This is a genomic window from Nocardioides sp. LMS-CY (assembly GCF_018732145.1).
Classification (GTDB): domain Bacteria; phylum Actinomycetota; class Actinomycetes; order Propionibacteriales; family Nocardioidaceae; genus Nocardioides; species Nocardioides soli.
On the sequence record NZ_CP076104.1, the window covers coordinates 5,015,846 to 5,038,576 of the forward strand.

The window sequence follows — 22,731 nt, forward strand, 5'->3', positions numbered from 1 at the left end:
GTGCCGCAGCGGCCGGTTCCCGCGTGGAGCCGGCTGCGGCGCGCTCGAGCACGAGAGCGCGCGAGCGTTGGCTGACGTGCGGCCACCCGAGCCCCAGCCCCGCGGCAGGCTGAGCCGGGCCGCGGCCGCGATCGCCAGCAACGCCCGCAACCCCGACCTCCGCCGGGCACAGCTCAGCTTCCTCGGCGCCTGGACGGCGGAGTGGGCGTTCACCGTCGGGCTCGGGATCGTCGCCTACCGCGACGCGGGCGCGACCGCCGTCGGACTGGTCGGGCTCCTCCGCATGGCGCCGGCCGCGTTCGTGGCACCCCTGCTCTCGCCGCTGGCGGACCGCGGCCGCCGGGAGCGGCTGCTGATCGTGGTGTCCACCCTGCGCGGTGTCGCCACGGCCGCCGCCGCGCTCGTCGTCGGACTCTCCGGCCCGACGTACGTCGTCTACCTGCTGGCGGTGCTGTCCACGATGGCCGCGACGCTCTACCGACCCGCGCACTCGGCGCTGCTCCCGTCGCTGTGCCGTTCGGGCTACGAGCTCGCCAGCGCCAACGTCGTGCGCGGGCTGCTCGACTCCACGGCCACCCTGGCGGGACCGCTGCTGGCGGCGCTGCTGCTCGAGCTCGCGGGCGTGACCGCGGTGTTCGCGGTGGCCTCGGCCGCGTCGCTGTGGGCGGCCCTCCTGCTGCTGGGACTGCGGTACGACGCACCCCCACGCACCGCCGCCCCGCAGGACGACGGCCTGCTGCGCTCCGCCGCGACGGGGCTCCGGGCCGTCCGCCGCAACGGCGACCTCGCGCTGATCATGGCCCTCGCCGTGGCGCAGACCCTGACCCGCGGCGCGCTGACCGTGCTCACCGTCGTGGTCGCCATCGACCTCCTCGACACCGGGGAGACCGGCGTCGGCCTGCTCACCGCCGCGATCGGAGCGGGTGCCGTGCTCGGCTCGCTGGCCGCGTCGCTCCTCGTCGACACCCGGAGCCTCGGGGGCTGGTTCGCCGTCGGGGTCGCGCTGTGGGGCACGCCGGTCGTCCTGATCGGCCTCGTCCCCCGGCAGGCGGCGGCGCTGGGCCTGCTCGCCTGCGTCGGGGTCGGCAACGCCCTGATCGACCTCGGCGGCTTCACCCTCCTGGGCCGGATCGCCCCTGACGAGGTCCTCGCCCGGGTCTTCGGAGTCCTGGAGAGCCTGGTCGCGGTGTCGATGGGTGTCGGCGCGATCGTGACGTCGCTGGCCGTCGACCGGGTCGGCGTACGGCCGACGCTGGCGCTCGTCGGGGCGCTGTGTCCCGTGTGCGCCGCGCTGGCCTGGCCCCGACTGCGGCGGATGGACCGGTCCATCCGCGTGCGCGACCGCGAGATCGCGATGCTGCAACGCGTGCCGATGCTGGGCGCCCTCCCCCTGCCCGCCATCGAGCAGCTCGCGCGCGGCCTGGAGCCGCTCGAGGTGCCCGCCGGCGCCACGGTCTTCGACCAGGGCGATGTCGGCGACCACTACTTCGTCATCGAGTCGGGCGCGGCCGAGGTGGTCGGCGACGGCAGCGTGATCACGGCGCTGGGGCCAGGAGAGGGGTTCGGCGAGATCGCGCTGCTACGGCGGACCGCCCGGACGGCGGCCGTCCGGGCCACCCGCGCACTCCGACTCCAGGCCCTGCGCGCCGAGCACTTCCTCGCCGCCGTGCAGGGCTTCCCGCCCAGCGCCACCGACGCGAGGACGACGGTCGACTCGATGCTCGACCGGTTCACTCCCCGCAGCGGCGTCGGGGAGCCACCGACCGCCCCACCCTCAGGAGGCACGCATGACTAGTGGCCGTCACCGGAAGTTCTTCGGGTGGCCCGCGGTACTTCCAGTGACGACCACTAGGTCCCACGAGTCGGCGACGCAGAGATCGCTGCTCCTCATCGCCGACATCGGCGGCTACACCGACTACATGCGGACCCACCGGATGAGCCTGGCGCACGCCGAGGTCAACACGTCGAGGCTGCTGGAGCGGGTGATCGACGCCGCGCCCGGGTTCGACCTGATCGAGGTCGAGGGCGACGCCGCCTTCCTGGCCCTCCCGGCCGACACGTTGGCCCCCGCCGCCGCGGTCGCCACGACCTTCGAGGTCGCCACGGCGATGCACCGCGCCTTCCACCTCGAGCGCCGGTACGTCGCCCGGAACCTGTGCCCCTGCCAGGGGTGCACCGAGGTCGACCGGTTGAGGCTGAAGTTCACCGCGCACATCGGCGAGGTGGCCACGCAGACGATCAGGCAGCGGCGCAAGCTCGTCGGGATCGACGTCATCCTCGTGCACCGCATGCTCAAGAACCGGGTGGACATCCCCGAGTACGTCCTGCTGTCCGAGGACCTCCACGGGCTTCAGGACGAGGCGTCCTCCGTGCCCGAACGCGAGGTCCTCGACGACCTGGAGGGCATCGGGCCGACCCGCGCGTACGCCGTGGACATGGCCGACCTGGCCGGTCCGGTGACCGAGCAGGTCGCGGACCCGTCCCTGCTCGCGCGGCTCGGCAGGACCCTGACCGTGGCCGGCTCCGGCATGCCGTACCTGCTCGGGCTACGGCGCCGTCGGGTCACCTCCGCGCAGTGACCCGGATCTGCGCGCCGTACCGCGGGACGCTGGTGATGTTGCGGACCTTGGGCTGGTCGCGGCGAACCGTCTCCACGTCGTACGCCGTGAAGACCTCGCGCAGCACGGCCACCCCCTCCATCAGCGAGAAGCCGGCGCCGATGCAGCGGCGCACGCCGCCGCCGAAGGGGATCCAGGTGTTCGTGGGCGGGTTGTGGCCGAGGAACCGCTCGGGCCGGAACTCCCACGGGTCGTCGTGGTTGTCCTCGCGCTGGTGGGCGATGATGATCGACGGCCCGACGGTGGCGCCGCGGGGCAGTTCCCAGCCCGCGATCGTGACGGGTGCCATCAGGGTGCGCACCACCATCGGGATCACCGGGTGCAGGCGCATCGACTCCTTCAGCACCGCCTCCAGGAAGTCGTCGTCGCCCTCGGTCGCGGCGCGCTGGCAGCGGCGCAGCAGCTCCGGGTCGCGGCCGGCCTCGTACAGCGACCACGCCAGCGCCGTCGCCGTCGTCTCGTGACCGGCGAGCAGCAGGGTGACGAGCTGGTCGCGCAGCTCGCTGTCGCTCAGGCGGTCACCGGGCTGGTCCCCGCTCTCACCCTGGAGGATCAGCTTGGAGAGCACGTCGGTGCGGTCGGCCAGGTCGGGCGCCGCGCGCCGCTCGCGGATCTCGGCGTACATCAGCCCGTCGAGCTCGCGCTGGTTGTCGACGGTCGCCTTCCACGGGCCGAACCGCTGGAGCCGGGGGTAGCCCCACCCCAGCAGGATCGCCGGGCTGATGTTGACGGTCGCGTTGACGCGCGGGCGCAGCTGCGCGAGCCGGCTCTCGTCGGTGACCCCGAAGACGACGCGCAGGATCACCTCGAGGGTGAGCGCGTTCATCCGGTCGAGCGAGCGGAAGGACTCGCCGCTGCGCCAACCGCCGACCTCGGCCCGGGCGACCTCGGTGACGAGCGACTGGTAGTCCCGCAGGGCATGGCCGTTGAACGCCGGCATCAGCAGCTTGCGGGCGCGCTTGTGCTCGGCGCCGTCCTGGAGGAGCAGCGAGTGCTCGCCCATGATCGGGCCGAGGATGCCGTTGGCCTTGCCGGCGTGGAAGATCTCCGGGTCGCCGGCGAAGATCTCCTTCGCGTGCTCGGGCCGGGTGAAGAACACCAGCGGCCGACCGCCGGGGGCGAGCCGGACCGTGAAGACGTCGCCGTACCGGCGGCGCAGGTAGGGGTGGAACCAGTGCCGGAAGCGCAGCAGCCCGGCGGTCTGGATCAGCACCGGCCAGCGCGGGCCCGGCGGGAGCACGGCGGGGTCGACGGGCGGCAGCTTGTCCTGGTTGCCGGGGCTCATCTTCCGGAAGCGCTCGTCGGTCAGGGCCCGGGTGTCGGACGTCTGCACGGTGGCCATCGCCTCATGGTGGACCCCTTGTTGAACATCCGTCAACAAGGGTGAAGAGCGGGAATCGGGATTCTCCGGTCCCGGGCGCCGCGGCGCCCTAGGCTGGCCTGCGGGAGAGCGGGCCGATCTCGAGGAGGACCCATGACCCAGCACCAGGTGCCGTCCACGACGCACGATCGCGCGGGCAGGCCCGCCGCTGACGAGCGGTCCGCCACGAGCGCGAGGTCGACTCCGGCGAGCCCGGTGCCCCTCGCCGTACGCCGCAGCCACGACGCGCCCGCCGGTGCGCCCGAGCACGCCGAGCATCCCCTCGGACGACTGCGGCGCGCAGTGACGCCCGGCGTCGGCGGCATCATCCGGCGCGACAAGACCAAGACCAAGGTCAAGAAGAAGACGCCGCAGGAGCTCGCCGACGAGCAGAAGCCCCAGTCCGGCACGACGTACACGCTCGCCGAGGCCCGGGCCAAGCTGAAGTCGTTCGACCACAACCAGTCCGGCGTCCCCTTCCGCAAGCAGATCGCCGGGGCGTGGGCCGACTACATCTTCGCGACCTTCTCCACCCTCAAGGCGGGGGTCGTCCGCGACACCTACAAGAGCTCCTTCGACAAGGGTCACGTCGACGAGTTCTCGGTGAGCCAGGAGATCGACGGGATCCCGGAGATCGTCATCCATGCCCACATGGACAAGGACGGCAAGCCCAAGCCGGGCAACGGCGTCCACTGGAAGTGGGAGGACGGCGAGAAGGTGGCCGAGAGCTACGAGATGAGCTCGGCACTCGTGGCCAAGCTCCTCGACTCGGCCAAGGCCAAGACCAGCTGGACCACCAAGGTGTCCCTGCCGACCGGCGGCGGCACGGGCACGCCCACCCCCACGCCGACCACACCGACTCCGCCCACGACACCGGTGACGACTACCGTCACTCCCACCCTGCCCACTACGTGAGGAGCATCCCGCCGTGTCCGACGCGCAGGAGAGCATCGATCGCACCGTCGAGTCCATCCAGGCGGCGATCACCCAGGTCGTCCTGGACCGCGGGTGGGGCCTGACCCAGATCCCCGGCAAGCTGATCTGGTCGCTCGAGCTCCAGGGCGAGCGCACCTACCAGTGCTACATCCAGATCGAGGCGGACCAGGGCCAGGCGCTCTTCTACGGCATCGTGCCGACCACGGTCGCGCCCGACGCCCGCACCGAGGCGGCGGTCGCGGTGACGGCGATCAACTACGGGCTCGCCGTCGGCAAGTTCGAGCTCGACCTCACCGACGGCGAGGTGCGGTTCTCCACCGGCATCGACGTCCGCGGCACCACCCTCGACCCGGTCGTGTACGCCCGGATGGCCGACCACACGATCGAGATGCTCGACGCCTACACGCCGACGCTCCTGGAGCGGATCCCGCTGCCCGACCTGGGTGGCTAGGCGGGATAGTCCGTCACGTTTCGGTTGCCTCCGGGCTCCCAGGACAACCAGAACGTGACGGACTATCCCGGTCGGCCGAGCACCCGACGCAGGAACGCCACCTGGTGCTCGACGGCCGGGCCGTGCCAGGCCTTGCCCGGCCAGACGTCGAAGTGGTCGCAGGGGTAGTGCCGCACCTGCGCGCGGCCGGCGAAGGCGGCCTTGGCGGCGGCCCGCGGCGGCGCGCTGCGGTCGTAGTCGGCGATCTGGACGAGCAGCGGGGCGCGTACGTCGCGCGCCGATCGCCCCGGCCGGTGGTTGCCGAGCTCGAGCCCGACGGCGGCGTCGACCTCGTTGCGCCAGGTGGGGCCGGCGATCGAGAGGTAGTCCTCCAGGCAGCCGTCGAGCGTCAGTGCGCCGAGCGCGCCGGGGCGGGCGACGACCGGCATCGTCCGCGGCCTGCCCAGCCTCGACCGGAGGCCGAGCACCGTCGAGCGGGCCAGCGCCGAGGGTCGGTGGTGCGCCAGCGCGTGCCGGCCGGCGGCCCGGCCGTCGACGAGCGGCGTCAGCGAGACCACCGCGGCGACGTCGTCGCGATGGGCGGCCGCGGCGAGCACGTGCCCTCCGGAGAGCGAGACTCCCCAGAGCACCAGCCGTCGGGGATCGACTCCGGGCAGCCGTGCGGCGGCGGCCATCGCGGCACGGTAGTCGTCGAGCTGGCCGGCCATCGAGACGGTCTGCCGCGGCTCGCCCGCGGATGCCCCGAACCCCCGGTAGTCGAAGGCCAGCACGTCGAGACCGGCGGCGGCGAGCGCCTCCGCGAACGGCATCAGGCCGGAGTCGACGGTGCCGCCGAGCCCGTGTGCCATCACGACCACCGGGCGACCGGCATCGGTCGCGAGGCCGTCGCCCGCACCGGTGACGTGCGCGGCGTGGCACGCGACCCCGGCGGAGCGGAACGTGACGTCGTGGTGCTTCACGTGGTCCTCCCGTAGATGCTGGCCAACCAGACGTGCACGACCGCGTCGAGGTGCCCGTCGAGGTCGAGGCCGTCGCCGGCGTGGACGACCCGGGCCAGGGTGCGGTCGTTGAGGTCGAGCAGCGCGGTGGCGACGGCGCGCGCATCGGGGCCCTCCGGCGCGGCGCCGGACTCTCGCTCCGCGACGATCAGCTCGGCGACGACGTCGGCGTACGACGCCTGGAACGCGTCCCACTGGTCGCGGACCGCCGGGCTGACGGCCCGTGCGTCGAGGATCGCCCGGTAGAGATGCGTGCGCTGGCCCCAGCCCGCGACGATCGCCCGGATCGCCATGGAGATCCGGTCGCGCACGGTGCCGTCACCACCCAGTACGGCGGCCGCGTCGAAGCCGTCGGCGTACATCTCCTCGTAGAGCGCGGCGACGGCGGCGGCCTTGTTCTCGAAGTAGAAGTAGAACGCCGAGCGGGTGACGCCGGCGCGGCGCGAGATGTCCGCGATGTTGATGGCGTCGAGCGAGCTGCCGTCGCACAGGTGCTCCTCCAGCGCGGCCAGCAGCGCCGTACGCCGCTGGTCTCCCTTGGTCGCGGTCACGACGCCCGCCTCGCGTGGGCGCGCCGGCGGCCCTGCGGCAGCTCCTTGGTGCGCATCTGGTGCTCGTAGACGAAGTAGTCGAGCTGGTGGGTGTGTCGCGGCCGGTCGAGCATGTGCCCCATGTAGCGCTCGTCGTCGGCCCTGATCTCGGCGTACATCTCGGCCTCGGACGGCGGGGCGTACTCGCCGATGGCGTACGCCGCGATCAGCCGCGCCTGGCTCTCCACGAACGGGAACAGCGTCGGCGTCGCCTGCGCGAAGCCGGCGAAGAGCAGGTCGTCGATGCCCGGCCTGATGATCCGGCGGTAGAGGTCGATCCGGTTCTCCGGCGCACTGATGAAGTCGGGGTCGAAGAACGGGAAGGTCAGGTTGTAGCCGGTGGCGTAGACGATGACGTCGAAGTCGGCACTGGTGCCGTCCTCGAAGTGCACGACTTCGCCGTCCAGCCGGGCGATGTTGCCCTTGGGTGTCACATCGCCCGACTTCAGGCGCAGGGGCAGCTCACCGGACTGGGTCGGGTGCGCTTCGAAGAACTTGTGGTTCGGCTCCGGCAGGCCGTAGAGCGTCGGGTCGGACGCCGTGAACCGCTGCCCCCACTGGGCGAACCTGCGCTGCCACGAGAGCGGGAGCTGCGGGATGGTCCGGTAGCTCATGTCGGCGGCCTTGCCGTACAGCAGCTTCGGCACGATCCAGGCGCTGCTGCGCGTGGACAGCGTGACCTCGTTGCGCAGCGCCCGCTGCGAGAGCTCGACGGTGATGTCGGCGGCGCTGTTGCCGAGGCCGACGACCAGGATCCGCTTGTCCATCAGGTGCAGCGGCGTCCACGGGTCGATGTAATGGTGGGAGTGGATGGTCTCGCCGGAGAACTCCCCGGGGAAGTCGGCGGTCCGCGGGTCCCAGTGGTGGCCGTTGGCGACCACGAGCAGGTCGAAGCGCCGGGTCTCGCCGCGCTGGGTCCGCAGCTCCCACCCGCCCGGCAGCCGGTCAGCGTGCACCACGCCGTTGCCGAACTCGATGCGCTCGCGCACGCCGAACGCGTCGGCGTACGCGTCGAGGTAGTCCTTGATCAGGGTGTGGTGCGGGAAGTCCGGATAGTGCTCGGGCATCGGGAAGTCCTGGAAGGACAGCTGGTGCTTCGAGGTGTCGATGTGCAGCGAGCGGTAGGCGCTGCTGTGCCCGTTCGGGTTGCCGAAGGCCCAGTTGCCGCCGACCCGGTCGGAGGACTCGAACGTGGTGTACGGCACGCCGTAGTCGCCCAGCATCTTGCTGGCGGTCAGGCCGCTGATGCCCGCGCCGATGACCGCCGTCGTAGGTCGCGCCATCGGCTCTCCCCCCGCAGTGGAACGTGTTCTATTCGGGACGGTAGGGCCTCGGATTGACACGCGTCAACTCGTCCGGGGAGCTCCGCCCGGACGTCATACGGACAGTGCGTCCCCTTCCTCCGTCCGTATGACGTCCCGGCGCGGCCTACGAGCGGCGCGCCGCGCTGACCAGCTCGTGCGCCGGCACCGGGCTGTCCCGGCCGGCCTTGCAGGTGAGGCGGGTCGCGGTGCTCGGCTCGCGCGAGGTGCGCACCACGACGTCGTACGTCGCCCCCGCGACCGCGAACGTCGCCCGGGTCAGGTCGCCGTCGGTGGACCGCTCGACCAGCGCCACGTCGTCGATGCGGGTCGCGCCGAGCTCGCGGCGCAGGAAGGCCTCGGCGGCCTGGACGCCCATCGGGTGGGAGGCGCGGCCGCGCAGGTGGTCGAGGTCGAGCTCGCCGGACAGGTGGGCGCCGGCGACCGCGATCGACGACGCGGGGTCGAGCCGGCCGTAGTAGAGGCCGTGCGGGAGCACCACCAGGTTGGCGGCGAACCGGTCGCCGCCGATGTGCGAGACCTCCCAGGTCTCCTCGGGGCGGGCGCGGTCCAGCGCCCGCGCCACCGGCCGGCCCCGCTCGGCGCAGCAGACGTCGTGGCGGCCGTTGGTGCAGACACAGAAGATCGAGCCGGCGTACGCCGCGAGGCCCGACGTGCCGCCGCGACGCAGCGATCCGAGGTCGACGTCGAGCACCTCGCGCGGGTCGGCGAGGAGGCCCGACTCGAGGCGGGGGCGCACCGGGTCGGCGTACGCCGCGAACGCGCGTACGCCGTCGGGCGAGTCGGGCTTGGAGCTGAACCGGCGGATCAGCAGCACCTTGGCGCGGTGCTCCCTCGCGCGCCGCTCGAGCTCCGCGCCGAGGCCCTCGGGGAGCCGCGCGTCCCGCAGCGCACGGTCGCCCCATGGCCCGACGTGCTCGAGCAGCAGCCAGGTGCGGACATGGGTGGCGGTGCCGGCCACGGGCTCGTCACGCAGCAGGCTCTGGGCCGCGCAGCGCGGCTCCGGTCGGGTCGTCACCCGATCTCCAGCAGCCCTTCGCGGACCAGCCGGCGACACAGCACCAGGCTGCTCTCGGGGTCGAGCGGCAGATCGCCCGGGGTGAGCTTCTCGCGGCCGCGGACCTCCTCGAGCGCCGGACGGATCCGGGCCGGCACCGTCAGCGACCGGTCGCCGAGCAGGACCTCGACGGTGTCGTCGCGGTCGAGCAGCACGCAGGGATGGCCCGGCCGGCGGCGCAGGGTCGTGGTCGCGACGATCGCGTCGCGATCGAGGACGTCGTGCAGGCCGCCCGCGAGGCGCGGCGGCCGCGAGGTGAGGAAGCGGCGTGCCTCGGCCTCGACCGCGGCGTCCGCGTCGAGGGCGCGGACGGCGTCGGCGAGCCGTTCGAGACGGCTCGCCAGGCCCGGGGCCAGCAGCGCCGGGTCGTCGAGGAAGCCGGCCGGCAGGTGCTCGTCGCGCACCTCCTCGAGCACGGGCGCGATGGTGCGCTCGAGCAGCCCACGCCAGGTCAGCTGGTTGATGCCCAGCGTGATGTGCAGCGAGGCGGTCTCCTGCGCGCGGGCGGCGTGCGGGGTGCCGGTGGGCAGGTACATCGACACCCCGGGCTCCAGCAGCACCTCCTGGGCACCGTCGTCGCCGTGCACCTCCCACAGCTTGGAGCCCGCGGTCTGGAGGACGAAGACGTCGTGGGAGTCGGCGTGCACCGCGAAGCCCTGAGCGCCCGGCGGCGTCAGGTAGGCGTTGGCCTGGCAGGGGTGGCCGAGCTCGAGCTCGAGGTCCGCGAGGAGGCGGGTCAGGGGCGGCCAGTAGCGGTGCAGCCCCTGGAAGACGACGGTCGCGCCGTCGTCGAAGAGCGCCAGCGCCTTGCGGACGTCGACCAGCCCGGACAGGGCCCTGCCGGCGATCGTGGCGCTGCGGGTGTACGTCGCCTCGGGCAGCACGCTGCCGTCCTTGGCCATCCTGATCGACGGCGTGCGGATCGCGGTCGCGGTCAGCAGGTGGTCGGCGTCGTCGAGCGAGAGGAGCCCGATCAGGTCCGCCGGGTCGGTCCGGTGGAGATGGACGCGGGACGCCCAGACCGAGGTCCGGAAGGTCCGGGCGTCACCGCTGAGCAGGTCGAGTGCGCTCACTCAGGCGTCGGTGCCGTCGCTGTCCGAGCCGTCGCCGTCGGTGCCGTCACCGTCCGTGCCGTCACCATCGGTGCTGTCACCGTCGGTCCCGTCGCCGTCCGAGCCGTCGCTGTCCGAACCATCACTGTCGGAGCCATCGGTGCCGTCGGCATCGCCGCCGACCCCACCACTCCCGCCGGGACCGGTGGTCGTCATCTCGTCGTCGCTGAGGGGCTCTTCCGGGGTCATCGCGTCCTCCTGGGTCGGGTACCGCTTGTGTGGTCAGTCTGCTGCGCAGCGGACCGACCCACAAGCGGTACCCGAGCCGACGATCGCCTACACCAGGACGCGCGGCCGGGCTCAGCCGACCAGGCGGCTCTCCCGGTCGTAGTTGCGGCCGAGGAACGCCGGCTGCCGGGCCCAGCGGAACGCGAACACCATGACCAGCAGCGTGGCGACGTACGGGAGCATCAGCACGAACTGGTGCGGGATGCCGATCCCGGCCACCTGGGCCCGGAGCGCGAGCACCTCCATGCCGGCGAGGAACGCCGCGCCCGCGACCACGAGGTGCGGACGCCAGCCGCCGAGGAACGCCAGCGCGATGACCAGCCAGCCGCGGCCGGCCACCATGCCCTCGGTGTAGAGGCCGGTGTAGACCATCGGGAGGTACGCACCCGCGACACCGACCAGGCCCGAGCCGACCACGGTCGACCAGGTGCGCGCCCACGTCACGTTGATGCCGAGGCTGTCCGCCGCCTTCGGGTTCTCACCGATCGACCGGAACGCCAGCCCGCTGCGGGTCTTGTACATGAACCAGTAGATGACCGCGGAGATCAGGAACGCGGCGTACACGACCAGGTCGTGGTCGAACAGCACCTCGCCCAGGAACGGGATCTTCGACAGCAGCGGGATCGGGTAGTCGTCGAGCGTCGGGATCAGCGGCGGCTCCATGGTCACGCCGATCACCTCGCGGTAGAGGAGACCGGCGGCACCCAGTGCGGCGAAGTAGAGCGCGAGGCCGACGACGAACTGGTCGAGCCGGAGCTGGGTCGTCATGTAGGCGAGCACCAGGCCGAACAGGGCGGCGATCGCGAAGGCGGCGCCGAGACCGACGGTGTTGCTGCCGACCTTGAAGCTGACCAGGAAGCCGACGGCCGCGCCGAGGACCATCAGGCCCTCCTGCGAGACGTTGAAGACGCCGGCCCGGCCGCTCAGCACGGTGCCCTGCGCGGCGAGCAGGAACGGCACCATCGCCGGGATCATCAGCGTGAGGAACTCGGTGATCTCACCCATGTCACTGCCCCCGGATCTTCGCGCGGACGATGTCGGACAACAGCAGGAACAGCAGGATCAGCGCCTCGATGATCAGCACCATCTCGACGGGCACCTGCGCGGTCCGCTGCATGGAGCCCGCACCGACCTCGAGCACGGCGATGCCGAACGCGACGACGGGGAGGGCGAGCATGCTGCCGCGGGACATCAGTCCCACGATGATGCCGAGGATCAGGAAGTTCGACTGCATCCCCTCGAGCATCTTGCCGTGCACTCCGGCCACCTCGATGGCACCGGCGAGGCCGGCGACCGCGCCGCCGACCACGAGGCCGGCACCGGCGAGCCGGGAGGTCTTGATGCCGTGCACCTGCGCGGCGCGCAGGTTGGCGCCGACGGCGCGCAGCTCGAAGCCGGTCGGGGTACGCCGCATGAAGACGGCGATCGCCACGACCAGGACCAGCGTGATGAGCACACCGGAGTGGAACGGCGGCGCCTCGCCGATGCCCGGCAGCAGCGCGCCGTCACCGACCCGGACGGTCGCCGGGTGACCGGCGCCGCGGTCGGGCCAGACGTGGCTGGCGACGTAGTCGATGAGCTGGAACGAGATGAAGTTGAGCACGACCGTGCTCAGGATCTCGTTCACGTTGAACTTCACCATCAGGAACGCCGCGATGCCCGACCACAGCGCGCCACCGAGGGCGCCCGCGATCAGCACGCAGGGCAGCAGCACGATGGTCGGCAGGTCCGACCAGAGGATGCCCAGCGCGACGCCACCGGTCGCGCCGACCAGCAGCTGGCCCTCGGCGCCGATGTTGAACTTGCCGGTGGCGAGCGGGATCGCGAAGGCATAGGCACACAGCAGGATCGGCACCCACTTGTGCAGCGTCTCCACGGTGCCGAAGCGGGTGTTGAAGCTGGTGGTCAGCACCGACTCGAACGCCGCCATCGGGTCCCGGCCGATGGCCAGGATGATCAGGCCGCCGACGACGAAGGCCAGCAGCACCGACACCGCGTACGGCACCAGCAGCCACAGCGCCTCGACGACGCGGTTGGTCGGTCGCGCAGCCGGCGGCGCGGGGGCCGCCGGTGGCGCGGGGGTCATGGTCTCAGACACGCGCTTCTCCCAGTCCGGTCATGCTGCGGCCGACTTCGTACGCGTCCACCGAGCCGTGCGGCCACTCGCCGGCCTGTGATCCCTGGTAGAGCGCGATCACCCGGTCGGACAGGGCGATCACCTCGTCGAGATCCTCGGAGATGAGCAGCACCGCACACCCGGCGGCCGTCGCGGCGCGGACCTGCTCGTAGACGAAGCGGGTCGAGCCGAGGTCGAGGCCGCGAGTGGGGTTGTGCAGGATCAGCATCCGCGGCTGGTGGGCGAACGCCCGCGCGAGGATGACCCGCTGGATGTTGCCGCCCGACAGGTCGCCGGCCGGCGTGCCCGGTCCGTTGGCGCGCACCGAGAACTGCTCGATGGCGTCCACGGCGCGCTGCTTCGCGGCGCCCCAGTCGATCAGTCCGTGCTTGCGGATGCGCGGACTGCGCTGCGAGCCGAGCACCAGGTTCTCGGTGATGCTGGCGGTCGGCAGGATGCCGTCGCGGTGCCGGTCCTCGGGCACGTAGGCCACTCCGTGGTCGAGCCAGGCCGCCGTCGGCAGGCCGCACATCGACCGGCCGCCGACCTGGACCGAGCCCGACCGCACCGGGCGGACGCCGGCCAGTGCCTCGGCGAGCTCGACCTGGCCGTTGCCGGCGACGCCGGCGATGCCGACGATCTCGCCCTCGCAGATGTCGAGGTCGAAGCCGCGGATCAGCTCGTGGCCCTGGTCGTTGACCACGACCAGGCCCTGAGCCGTCACACCGATCTCCTCGCGGACCGACGAGACGACCGTCTCGACCTCCTCCGCGTCGACCGCGCCGAGCGCGGTCGCGTCGATCAGGTCGCCCGGGTCGGCCGAGCCGCCCACCATGACCTGGGCCAGGTGGTCGGCGTCGGTGTCCGCGCGCTCGATGGTCTCGACCCGTCGGCCGTCGCGCATCACCGTCATCCGGTCGCAGACGCTGAGCGTCTCGCGGATCTTGTGGGTGATGAGCACGACGCTCATGCCGTCGTCGACCATCGCCCGCATCGACCCGAAGAGGTCGTCGACCTCCTGGGGCGTGAGGTTGGTCGTCGGCTCGTCGAGGATCAGCAGCCGCGCCCCGCGGTAGAGGGCCTTGAGGATCTCGACCCGCTGCCGGACGCCGACCGGGAGCTCCTCCACGACGGCGTCGGGGTCGACCGTCAGGCCGAACCGGGTGCTGAGCTCGCGGATCCGCTCCCGCGCCTCACCGAGGTCGAGGCGGAGGGGGCCGGACACGTCGGTGCCGAGCACGATGTTCTCGGTCACCGTGTAGTTGTCGACCTGGAGGAACGTCTGGTGGACCATGCCCACGCCGGCGTCGATGGCGTCCCGGGGTGAGCCGATGGACACCGGCGCACCATCCAGGAGGACCTCGCCGGCGTTCGGGCGGTAGAGCCCGTAGAGGACGTTCATCAACGTCGTCTTGCCGGCGCCGTTCCCTCCGAGCAGGCCGTGCACCTCGTTCCGGCCGACCTCGAGGTCGACCGAGTCGAGGGCCACGACCGGCCCGAAGGTCTTGACGACGCCCCGCATCTCCAAGCGGGGCGGCTGCTGCTCGGTCACTTCACTTCGGCCTGGTCGAGCTCGACCTCGATCGAGCCGTCGGTGATGCCGGCGACGGCCTCGTCGACCGCGGCCTTGACGTCGTCGGGGAGCTGGTCGCCCATCTCCACGCTCGCGCCCTTGCCGAAGCCGATGACGTAGTGGCCGGTCGTCGTGTCGGCCTCGATGTCGTCGAGGATCTCCGTGAGCGGGCCGGTGAAGTCGTAGAGCACGGTGGCCGCGTAGTGGTCGGGACCGTTCTGCGACTTGTCCGTGTACTTGACGGTCAGCCAGGCCGAGCCCGGGTCGGTGTCGTTGACCGCCTTGAAGGCGCCGACCACACCGAGGTTGAGCGAGGTGATGACGACATCGTTGCCGCCGGAGAGGAGCTGGGTCGTCAGCTGCTGCGCCTTCACGGTGTCGTTGAAGTCACCGCTCCACACCGGGTTCAGGCTGACGGACTTGCCGCTGTCCTCGAAGGCCTGCTCGACCGCGTGCACCTCGGCGTAGGAGAACGGGAGGCTGAGGCCGCCCAGGTAGCCGACCTTGCCGCTCTTGCTGAGGTTCGCAGCCAGCGTGCCGATCGGGTAGAAGACCGTGTGGAAGTTGCGGTCGATGACCCAGACGTTCTCCGGCTGACCCTCGGGCGCACCATCGAACTCGCCGATGAAGTTCACGTCCGGGCTCTGGCCGGCGATCTTGGCCGTGGCCTCGTAGAACTGCGAGCCGTGCGTCCAGATCACGTCGTAGCCGTCCGCGACGTACTCCTGGAGGACCCGCTCGATGTCGGGGACCGCGACGCTCTCGGAGTACGACACCTCGGCGCCGTCCTTCTCCGCGACCTTCAGCGCCTCCAGGCCCAACGCGTTGTAGTCGGCGTCGGTGGTCGGGCCGGAGAAGATCGCGGCGATCTTGAGCTCGCCGTCGTCCGATCCGCCACCGCTGTCGCCGCCGCACCCGGCGACCACGAGTGCCACCGCCGCCAGTCCCGTCAGATTCCGAAGTACTCCGCGCATTGCCCGCCTCCTGGTCGTGCCCGACCTTGGAAACCGCAGGAGGCGGTGGTGTCGGGCATCACTGTGCGGACATCGTGCGGGCGACGCGGATACGCCTACATCGGCGCTCTTCGCTCAACCGACCGATGGTTGTTGGGCAAGACCTGACCACATCGGTCGGAACCGTAACGATTGGCGCGAACCCGGTTGAAGTCACCGCGGCGACAGGCGAGTATGTCGGGCCCACCCACAACCGCCCGAGAACTGTGACGAAGGTCTCGGTCATCCGGCCGCGGACGGCCGCGGCAGAGGTCAGGTCGGCCCTGGCCAGACCGTGCTTAGAGCAGGCCGCGGCGCCGCGCGATCGCGGCGGCCTCGGTGCGACTGGCGGCGTCGAGCTTGGCCAGGATGTTCGAGACGTGCACCGACACGGTCTTGGCGCTGATGAACAGCTGCCGGGCGATCTCGCCGTTGGAGCGTCCGTCGGCGACCAGCGCGAGGATCTCGGTCTCGCGCGGCGTGAGCGCGTCGGGCGCCGACTCGGAGCGCACCGGCGCCGAGCCGATCGCCAGCAGGTCGTCGAGCAGGGGCCGGGCCCCGAGCTCGTGGGCGACCGCTCGGGCGAGGTCGCCCTGCTCGCGGGCACCCGCGGTGTCGCCGGTGGCGCGCAGGATCCCGGCCAGCACGGTGCGCATCTGGGCCAGCTCGTGGACGTGGCCGAAGTCCTCGAAGCAGGTGACCGTCTCGCGCCAGCTGCCGACCAGCACGTCCTGCGGCGGGGCGTCGACCCCGGCCAGCCACCGCACCCGCAGCGTCTCGGCGTCGAGGCGCTTCTTCCAGGCCCGCCCCTCGGGTCCCCAGTGACCGGACGGGTCGTCGTAGCGCTGCACCACGATGTGGCCGTCGTCGCTGATCCGCTCGACCTTCTCGAGGTACGCCGACCGCTCGGCCCCGGACATCGTCGTCATCGCCCGGGCGACGGCGCCCGCGGCGATCGCGCCGAAGCGGATCCGCGCGCTGAACCACTCGTGCCAGGTGCGGCCGAGCACGGCGACGACGTCGTCGTACACCTGCACCGCGCCCGCGGCGTCGCCGGCGCGCCCGGCCTGGACCATCTCGAGGGCGGCCGAGTGGATCGCGACCGCGCCCTCCCGGGCCCAGAACCGCCGCAGCTTGCGGGCCTCGGCCGCGACGTCGGCGCCCCGGCCCTGCTCGACGCTCATCCGCAGCGCGGACAGGATCGCCCGCGGGATCGGCGGCGGCGTCTCCCCGCGCAGGTCGGTCAGGTCGAGCACGTCGTCCCAGGCCCCGCGCACCCAGCGGATCCAGGCCAGCTGGACCCGGGACTCGAGCGCGTACGGCGCCCAGGTCAGGCCCGTGCCGACCGCCCTCTCGATGGCGCTGCGGAACCACTGCTCCGACCCGTCGAACTCCGCCCAGTCCTCGAAGGATCGGCCGAGCAGGAAGCGGGCGCGCAGCTCCGCGTGCACCGCGTCGGCCTCCTCGGCGCGGGCGACGGCGTCGACGAGCGCCTCCCGCAGCCCCTCCTTGGGGCCGGTCTTCTTCAGGCCGGAGAGGGTCGTGATCGCCTCGGAGGCGAGCTGGTTGAGGTCGAGCCGCTCGTCGAGGGCGAGCGCCTCCATGCCGGCGGCCTGGGCCTCGTCGTAGCGGCCCATCCCGGCGAGCACCCGGGCATGCGTCGTCAGCGCGCGGGCGCGCCAGTGGTTCTCGCCCTCGGGCGCCAGCGCCAGGGCCTCGGCCGAGATCTCCGCCGGGTCCTCGTCGGTGTCGACCACGATCAGGATGCCGGCCCGGGTGGTGAGCATCCGCGAGCGCCACTCGGGCGGCGCGTCGTCGGGCAGCCGGTCGAGCTGCTCCTGGATCAGCGCGACCGCCCGCTGCGGGTCGCCGCTCTCGCTGAGCGCCTCGGCGGCGCTGGTCACCAGCTTGGACACGTCGACGTCCGCCCGCTCGCACCGCCGCGGGTCCTCGAGCAGCTCGAGCGCCTGCTGGTAGTGGTACGCCGCCTCGTCCGGCCCGCCGACGTCCCACGCCTCGCGGCCGGCCTGGATGCTCGCGGTGAGCGCGGTGTCGAGGTCGGTGGCCAACCGGGCGTGCCGGGCCAGCGCGGCGGCCGTGCCGCGGGCGGCGCCGCTCTGGAGCGCCTCGGCGTACCTGGCGTGCAGCCGGACCCGCTCGCCGGGCAGCAGGTCGTCGTACACCGCCTCGCCGAGCAGCGCGTGCCGGAAGGCGTAGCGCTCCCCCTGGGGGACCAGGACGTTCATCTCGACGGCCCGGCGCAGGCCGTCGTCGAGCGCGTCCGCCTCGAGGCCGGCGGTCGCGACGAGCATGTCGTGGGAGACCCGGCGGCCGGCGACGCTGGCGGTGCGCACCACCTGCCGGGCGGTCTCGTCGAGACGGTCGAGCCGGACCAGCAGCACGTCGGCGAGGTCCGCCGGCACCCAGCGCCCCGGCTCGGCGGCGGCGCTGGTGAGCTCCTCGACGAAGAACGCGTTGCCGTCGGCGCGCTCGATGATGTCCGCGAGCTCCTGCTCGGCCAGGCCGTCCGGGACGAGCTCCTGGATCAGCGCCCGCACCGCGGGCTCGGGCAGCGGGGAGAGCGCCAGCCGCTGCACCCCCCGGATGCGGGACCACTCGGCGACCTGGCGGCGCAGCGGGTGCCGCCGGTGGAGGTCGTCGGCGCGGTACGACGCGACCATGGCGACCGGCCCCTCGAACGGGCGGGAGAAGAGGAAGCTGAGGAGGTCGCGCGTCGACTGGTCGGCCCAGTGGGTGTCCTCGACGACGAGCAGCACCGGCGCCCGGCCGGCCGCGGTCTCCAGGAGCGTGTGCACGGCCTCGAAGAGATCGGCACGGTCGAGAGCCGCCGCCTGGTCGGTGGCGATGTCGGAGGAGCCCAGGACCCGCCGCCCCGGCTGGAGCCGGGCCAGGGCGGGGTACTGGGTCGCCACCTGCTCGACCGCGTCGGGCAGCTCCGCCGCGATCCGGCCGAGGACCTCCGAGAAGGGGAGGTAGGGCAGCGCGGAGTCGCCGAAGTCGAGGCAGTGCCCGGCGAAGACCTGCCAGCCGGCCGCGAAGGCGAGGTCGCGCAGCTCGACGAGGAGCCGGGTCTTGCCGACGCCGGCGTCGCCGGAGAGGAGCACCGCGGCGCCCGGCGTACCGCCACCGCCCGGCGCGCCGCCGCCCGGCGCGCCACCGCCCGGGAACGAACGGACGCCGAGCAACGAAGAGAGCTCCGTCAGCTCGGCGTCTCGCCCGACCAGGGTTCGGCTGGTGTGTGCTGCCACGCCTCCCATGATCTCGTGTTCGGTGGTGTCGTGCTCCTGAATAGTCGCCGGCGCGGCGCCGCTCATGGCGGGCGGCCGGTCAGCGGGGGTGCGTGTTCGTCACGTCGCCGGCGTCGTCCGGCCAGGTGTCGACGTGCCGGCGCGACAGCGCGCGGCGCTGGCGACGGCCGGCGATGTCGGCGCGGATCCGCCCCAGGCGGTACTCCATCTCGGTCTTCACGTAGTCGCGGTGGACGGTGTTGTCGTACATGGTGTGGGCTCCTCAGCTCCTCGTTGATGCTGACGAGGTTCGCCGTCTGAGGTAGGCCCGCACATCGGGTAGGTGCCTTATCCGGGGCGGTGGGCGCCTTAGGTCGTGGGCCTACGTGGGTCGGCCGCCCACCCAGGTGGCGGTCACCAGCGGTACGCCGGGCCGGTAGGCGAGGTGCACGTGGCTCGGGGCATCGAGCACGACGAGGTCGGCCCGGCGGCCGGGCACCAGCGCGCCGACGTCGTCACGGTCGAGCGCGCGGGCGCCGACGTACGTCGCGGCGTGGACGGCCTCGGCCGGGGTCATCCCCATCTCGCGCACCGCGAGCGCGATGCAGAACGGCACCGAGCTGGTGAAGCAGGAACCGGGGTTGCAGTCGGAGGCGAGCGCGACGTCGACGCCGGCGTCGAGGAGGCGGCGGGCGTCCGGGTAGGGCTGGCGGGTCGAGAACTCGACGCCGGGCAGCAGCGTGGCGATGGTGCCGCTGTCGCGGAGCGCCGCGACGTCGGCGTCGCTGAGGTAGGTGCAGTGGTCGACCGCGACCAGCCCGAGCTCCGCGGCGAGCCGGACGCCCTCGCCGTACGTCAGCTGGTTGGCGTGCAGCCTGCCCCGGAGCCCAGCGGCCGCGCCGGCCCGAAGGATCGCCCGGGCCTGGTCGGCGTCGAACGCACCCCGCTCGCAGAAGACGTCGATCCAGCGGGCGTGGTCCTTCGCCGCGTCGAGCATCGGGCCCGTGACCAGCTCGACGTACTCCTGCGGGTCGCCCTCGGGCACCACGTGGGCGCCCAGGAACGTCGTCTCCTCCGTGAACTGCCGCGCCACCGCCAGGCTGCGCGCCTCGTCGTGGACGCTGAGCCCGTAGCCGCTCTTGATCTCGACCGTCGTCGTGCCCTGCCGGCGCATCTCGGCGACCAGCCGGGCGACGTGGCTGGTGAGCTGCTCGTCGGTGGCGGCACGGGTCGCGGCGACCGTGGTGCGGATGCCGCCCGCGGCGTACGGCGTGCCCGCCATCCGGGCGGCGAACTCCTGGGCGCGGTCGCCGCCGAACACCAGGTGGGAGTGGGAGTCGACGAAGCCCGGCAGGACGGCGCGGCCGCCGACGTCGACGCGCTCGTCGGCGGCCGGGGCGTCGGCGGCGGGCCCGACCCAGCGGACCTGCGTGCCGTCGACGACGAGGGCGGCGTCCGGTCGCGTCCCCAGCAGGTCGTCGGCCTCGGGGTCGTTGGTGACCAGCTCGCCGATGTTCGTGATGAGGGTGCTGCTCACTGCTCGTGGACCTTCCTGATCGCGGCCGCGAGCTCGCGGCCGATCTGCTCGTGGTCGTCGCGGGTGGCGATCACCCGGCCCCCGGCGACGACGTGGGTCACGTCGGCGGCGGTGGCGGCGAACGCGGCGGCGTGCTCGTCGGCGCCGGCGCCGGCCGTCCTGATGGTGCTCGTGTCGATCGTGACCAGGTCGGCGCGCCGGCCGACGGCGATCGCCCCCGCGTCGTCGAAGCCGAGGCTGCCGTGGGCGGTGGCCGCCGCGAGGAGCTCGGCGGCGGTCCAGTGGCCGCGCTGCTGGGTGGCGAGCCGCTCGTCCATCTCCAGCGCGCGCATCTCCTCGAAGAGGTCGATGACGGCGTGGCTGTCCGACCCGAGCGTGATCGTCGCCCCGGCCTTCGCCAGGGCGCGACCGGGGCCGATGCCGTCGCCGAGATCGCGCTCGGTCGTGGGGGTGAGGCAGGCGTTGACGCCCGCCTCACCGAGGTGGGTGATGTCGGCCTGCGTCAGGTGGGTGGCGTGCACCGCGCTGGTGTGCGCGCCGAGCGCGCCGGCGTCGTGGAGCAGCCGCGTCGGCGTGACGCCGTACGTCGCGAGGCAGGCGTCGTTCTCGGCGACCTGCTCGGACAGGTGCACGTGCAGCGGTCCGCCCGTCGCCGCCTCGACCACGGTCGGCAGCTCCTCGCGGGGTACCGCCCGCACCGAGTGGATCGCGGCGCCGATCACGGTGCGGTCGTCTCCGTTCAGTTGCGCGGTTCTGGCGGCCCAGGCCTCCGCGGAGCCGTCGGAGTAGCGCAATTGAACGGATTCGACCGGCCGCCCGAACCCGCTGCTGAGGTAGCACGTGTCCAGCAGCGCGATCCTGATCCCGGCCTCGGCGGCCGCGGCGATCAGGGCATGGCCCATCGCGTTGGGGTCGGCGTACGGCGTGCCGTCGGGCTGGTGGTGGAGGTAGTGGAACTCCCCCACGGTCGTGATCCCCGTGGCCGCCATCTCGCGGTAGGTCGCCCGGGCCAGCTCGAAGTAGCTGTCCGGGGTGAGTCGCTCCGCCACGCCGTACATCTGGTCGCGCCACGTCCAGAACGTGCCCCGCTCCCGCTGGGTGCGTCCGCGCAGTGCCCGGTGGAAGGCGTGGCTGTGGCAGTTGGCGAGGCCGGGGAGGGTGAGGCCGGGGAGCCTGCGGGTTTCGGCTGCTGACAGCCAAGACCCGCGCGACTCGCCGTCATGCTCCGGCGTGTCGTGCGGGTTTCGGCTGTCGGCAGCCGAAACCCGCACGAACCGCCCGTCCACGATCTCCACCAGCACGTCGTCGCGCACGGCGCCGTCGACCCAGGCCCGCTCCAGCAGGTAGGAGGTCACCGGGTCAGCCTCTCGAGGGTGTCGGCCAGGGCGGACACCCCCACGAGGCAGTCGGCGATGGAGGCGTGTTCCTCGGGCGAGTGGGAGACGCCGGTCGGGTTGCGTACGAAGAGCATCGCGGTCGGGATGCCGGCGGCGGAGAGGATGCCGGCGTCGTGGCCGGCCTGGGTCGGGATGATCGGCCAGTCGCCGCCCTCGTGGTCGGCGGCCACGGCCGCGGCCAGGTCGGGCGAGAAGACCACCGACGACGACACCGACTCCGCGGTGACGGCCAGCGCCGTCCCGTCGCGGCCGGCGCGGTCGGAGGCCTGCTGGGTGATCGCCTCCACCAGCGTGGCCAGCGCGTCGTCGCTCGAGCAGCGGGCGTCGAGCCAGGCGGTGACGCGCGACGGCACGGCGTTGGTGCCGTTGGGCTCGACGGCTACCCGCCCGAAGGTCGCCCGCTGTCCGGCCAGCCGCGCCTGCTTGTTGGCGGCGAGCGCGGTCATCGCGTAGGTCAGCATCGGGTCCTGCCGGTCCTCCATCCGCGTGGTGCCCGCGTGGTTGGCCGCACCGGTGAAGTCGAACCGGTAGCGCCCGTGCGGCCAGATCTCGCTCGCCACCCCGACCGCCGCGCCCCGGTCGACCAGGTCGCGACCCTGCTCGACGTGCAGCTCGACGAACGTCCCGACGTCGGCCAGCAGCGACGACGAGCCGCCCGCCATCACGTCGCCGAGGGCCACGCCGTCCCGGTCCCGAAGCGCTCGGGCCGTCTCCCACGACACGGCACCCGTCGCGAGCCGCGACCCCAGGCAGGCGAGCCCGAAGCGCGACCCCTCCTCTTCGATGAACACCGAGACCCCCACGGGTCGCCCGGGCATCACGCCGCGCGAGCGCATCAGGTCGACCGCGGCCAGCGCGGAGACCACGCCGAGCGGTCCGTCGTACGCCCCGCCGTCGAGTACGGAGTCGAGGTGCGAGCCGGTGAGTACGGCGGGCCCGGGGTTTCGAGACGGTTGCTGCGCAACCTCCTCAACCACCGGGAGGTCCCACCAGCCGACCACGTTGCCGAAGTCGTCGCGCTCGACCCGCAGGTCCCGCGCCCGGCACTGCTCCTCGAACCACGCCGCGAGCTCCCGCTCCGCCGTCGCGAACGGCTGCCGGAAGTAGCCCCCGGACGCCGCCGACCGCCCCACCGGGGCGAGGTCGCTCCACATCCGCTCGAAGTCGTCAGGCACGGCTCTCCTCATACTGGTCGG

20 protein-coding genes are annotated in these 22,731 nt (G+C 72.7%); 4 read left to right on the plus strand and 16 right to left on the minus strand.

Annotated features, from left to right (window positions below; all coding sequences use genetic code 11):
• Positions 1-76 precede the first annotated feature (76 nt).
• Positions 77-1,795 (plus strand): MFS transporter, encoded by a 1,719-nt coding sequence (locus KM427_RS23675; RefSeq protein ID WP_215525533.1) that lies wholly within the window; start codon positions 77-79, stop codon positions 1,793-1,795.
• A gap of 43 nt (positions 1,796-1,838) precedes the next feature.
• Entirely contained in the window at positions 1,839-2,579 is a 741-nt protein-coding gene (locus KM427_RS23680; RefSeq protein ID WP_215525534.1) for a DUF2652 domain-containing protein, read from the plus strand.
• On the opposite strand, the gene KM427_RS23685 is transcribed toward KM427_RS23680, so the two are convergent.
• Complete coding sequence (locus KM427_RS23685) at positions 2,563-3,960, minus strand: cytochrome P450 (RefSeq protein WP_215525535.1); 1,398 nt, start codon at positions 3,958-3,960, stop codon at positions 2,563-2,565. The genes KM427_RS23680 and KM427_RS23685 overlap by 17 nt on opposite strands.
• A 132-nt stretch (positions 3,961-4,092) precedes the next feature.
• On the opposite strand from KM427_RS23685, the gene KM427_RS23690 reads away from it, so the two are divergent.
• Complete coding sequence (locus tag KM427_RS23690; protein WP_215525536.1) at positions 4,093-4,893, plus strand: hypothetical protein; 801 nt, start codon at positions 4,093-4,095, stop codon at positions 4,891-4,893.
• A 13-nt stretch (positions 4,894-4,906) separates the two neighbouring features.
• Complete coding sequence (locus KM427_RS23695; RefSeq protein WP_215525537.1) at positions 4,907-5,365, plus strand: YbjN domain-containing protein; 459 nt, start codon at positions 4,907-4,909, stop codon at positions 5,363-5,365.
• A gap of 62 nt (positions 5,366-5,427) precedes the next feature.
• Here the strand turns inward: KM427_RS23695 and KM427_RS23700 are convergent, their stop codons facing one another.
• From KM427_RS23700 to KM427_RS23770, 15 genes are all read right to left on the minus strand, one after another.
• The gene (locus tag KM427_RS23700) at positions 5,428-6,324 is read right to left on the minus strand and encodes an alpha/beta hydrolase (protein WP_215525538.1); all 897 of its coding nucleotides are present in this window, start codon (positions 6,322-6,324) and stop codon (positions 5,428-5,430) included.
• On the minus strand, positions 6,321-6,914 hold the full coding sequence (locus tag KM427_RS23705) for a TetR/AcrR family transcriptional regulator (protein ID WP_183595217.1): 594 nt from the start codon (positions 6,912-6,914) through the stop codon (positions 6,321-6,323). The genes KM427_RS23700 and KM427_RS23705 overlap by 4 nt, the downstream gene beginning before the upstream one ends.
• Positions 6,911-8,236 (minus strand): flavin-containing monooxygenase, encoded by a 1,326-nt coding sequence (locus KM427_RS23710; RefSeq protein ID WP_215525539.1) that lies wholly within the window; start codon positions 8,234-8,236, stop codon positions 6,911-6,913. The genes KM427_RS23705 and KM427_RS23710 overlap by 4 nt, the downstream gene beginning before the upstream one ends.
• Before the next feature lie 145 nt (positions 8,237-8,381).
• Positions 8,382-9,293: a ferredoxin family protein gene (locus tag KM427_RS23715; RefSeq protein ID WP_215525540.1), complete on the minus strand. Its 912-nt coding sequence runs from the start codon at positions 9,291-9,293 to the stop codon at positions 8,382-8,384.
• Positions 9,290-10,405: a cupin domain-containing protein gene (locus KM427_RS23720; RefSeq protein WP_215525541.1), complete on the minus strand. Its 1,116-nt coding sequence runs from the start codon at positions 10,403-10,405 to the stop codon at positions 9,290-9,292. Before KM427_RS23720 ends, KM427_RS23715 begins: the two co-directional genes overlap by 4 nt.
• A complete protein-coding gene (locus KM427_RS23725; protein ID WP_183595213.1) occupies positions 10,406-10,633 on the minus strand; it encodes a hypothetical protein in 228 nt (75 codons plus the stop codon).
• Between the two features lie 111 nt (positions 10,634-10,744).
• Positions 10,745-11,677, minus strand: a complete 933-nt coding sequence (locus tag KM427_RS23730; protein ID WP_215525542.1) for an ABC transporter permease — start codon at positions 11,675-11,677, stop codon at positions 10,745-10,747.
• Position 11,678: 1 nt separating this feature from the next.
• Entirely contained in the window at positions 11,679-12,770 is a 1,092-nt protein-coding gene (locus KM427_RS23735) for an ABC transporter permease (RefSeq protein ID WP_215525543.1), read from the minus strand.
• The gene (locus KM427_RS23740) at positions 12,763-14,340 is read right to left on the minus strand and encodes an ABC transporter ATP-binding protein (RefSeq protein WP_215525544.1); all 1,578 of its coding nucleotides are present in this window, start codon (positions 14,338-14,340) and stop codon (positions 12,763-12,765) included. The genes KM427_RS23735 and KM427_RS23740 overlap by 8 nt, the downstream gene beginning before the upstream one ends.
• Positions 14,337-15,335, minus strand: a complete 999-nt coding sequence (locus KM427_RS23745) for a BMP family protein (protein ID WP_183595211.1) — start codon at positions 15,333-15,335, stop codon at positions 14,337-14,339. Before KM427_RS23745 ends, KM427_RS23740 begins: the two co-directional genes overlap by 4 nt.
• A 317-nt stretch (positions 15,336-15,652) precedes the next feature.
• Entirely contained in the window at positions 15,653-18,622 is a 2,970-nt protein-coding gene (locus tag KM427_RS25780; protein ID WP_215525545.1) for a helix-turn-helix transcriptional regulator, read from the minus strand.
• Between the two features lie 79 nt (positions 18,623-18,701).
• Entirely contained in the window at positions 18,702-18,872 is a 171-nt protein-coding gene (locus KM427_RS23755; RefSeq protein ID WP_215525546.1) for a hypothetical protein, read from the minus strand.
• A 111-nt stretch (positions 18,873-18,983) separates the two neighbouring features.
• Complete coding sequence (gene hutI, locus KM427_RS23760) at positions 18,984-20,138, minus strand: imidazolonepropionase (RefSeq protein ID WP_215525547.1); 1,155 nt, start codon at positions 20,136-20,138, stop codon at positions 18,984-18,986.
• Positions 20,135-21,493, minus strand: coding sequence for a formimidoylglutamate deiminase (locus tag KM427_RS23765; RefSeq protein WP_215525548.1), 1,359 nt, complete (start codon positions 21,491-21,493; stop codon positions 20,135-20,137). Before KM427_RS23765 ends, hutI begins: the two co-directional genes overlap by 4 nt.
• Positions 21,490-22,710 (minus strand): allantoate amidohydrolase, encoded by a 1,221-nt coding sequence (locus KM427_RS23770; protein WP_252274819.1) that lies wholly within the window; start codon positions 22,708-22,710, stop codon positions 21,490-21,492. The genes KM427_RS23765 and KM427_RS23770 overlap by 4 nt, the downstream gene beginning before the upstream one ends.
• Positions 22,711-22,731 lie beyond the last annotated feature (21 nt).

Coding starts and splice junctions, on each gene's coding strand:
- KM427_RS23685 (WP_215525535.1), bottom strand. CDS start 3,960: ATGGCCACCGTGCAGACGTCCGACACCCGGGCCCTGACCGACGAGCGC.
- KM427_RS23690 (WP_215525536.1), top strand. CDS start 4,093: ATGACCCAGCACCAGGTGCCGTCCACGACGCACGATCGCGCGGGCAGG.
- KM427_RS23710 (WP_215525539.1), bottom strand. CDS start 8,236: ATGGCGCGACCTACGACGGCGGTCATCGGCGCGGGCATCAGCGGCCTG.
- KM427_RS23725 (WP_183595213.1), bottom strand. CDS start 10,633: ATGACCCCGGAAGAGCCCCTCAGCGACGACGAGATGACGACCACCGGT.
- KM427_RS23730 (WP_215525542.1), bottom strand. CDS start 11,677: ATGGGTGAGATCACCGAGTTCCTCACGCTGATGATCCCGGCGATGGTG.
- KM427_RS23745 (WP_183595211.1), bottom strand. CDS start 15,335: ATGCGCGGAGTACTTCGGAATCTGACGGGACTGGCGGCGGTGGCACTC.
- KM427_RS23755 (WP_215525546.1), bottom strand. CDS start 18,872: ATGTACGACAACACCGTCCACCGCGACTACGTGAAGACCGAGATGGAG.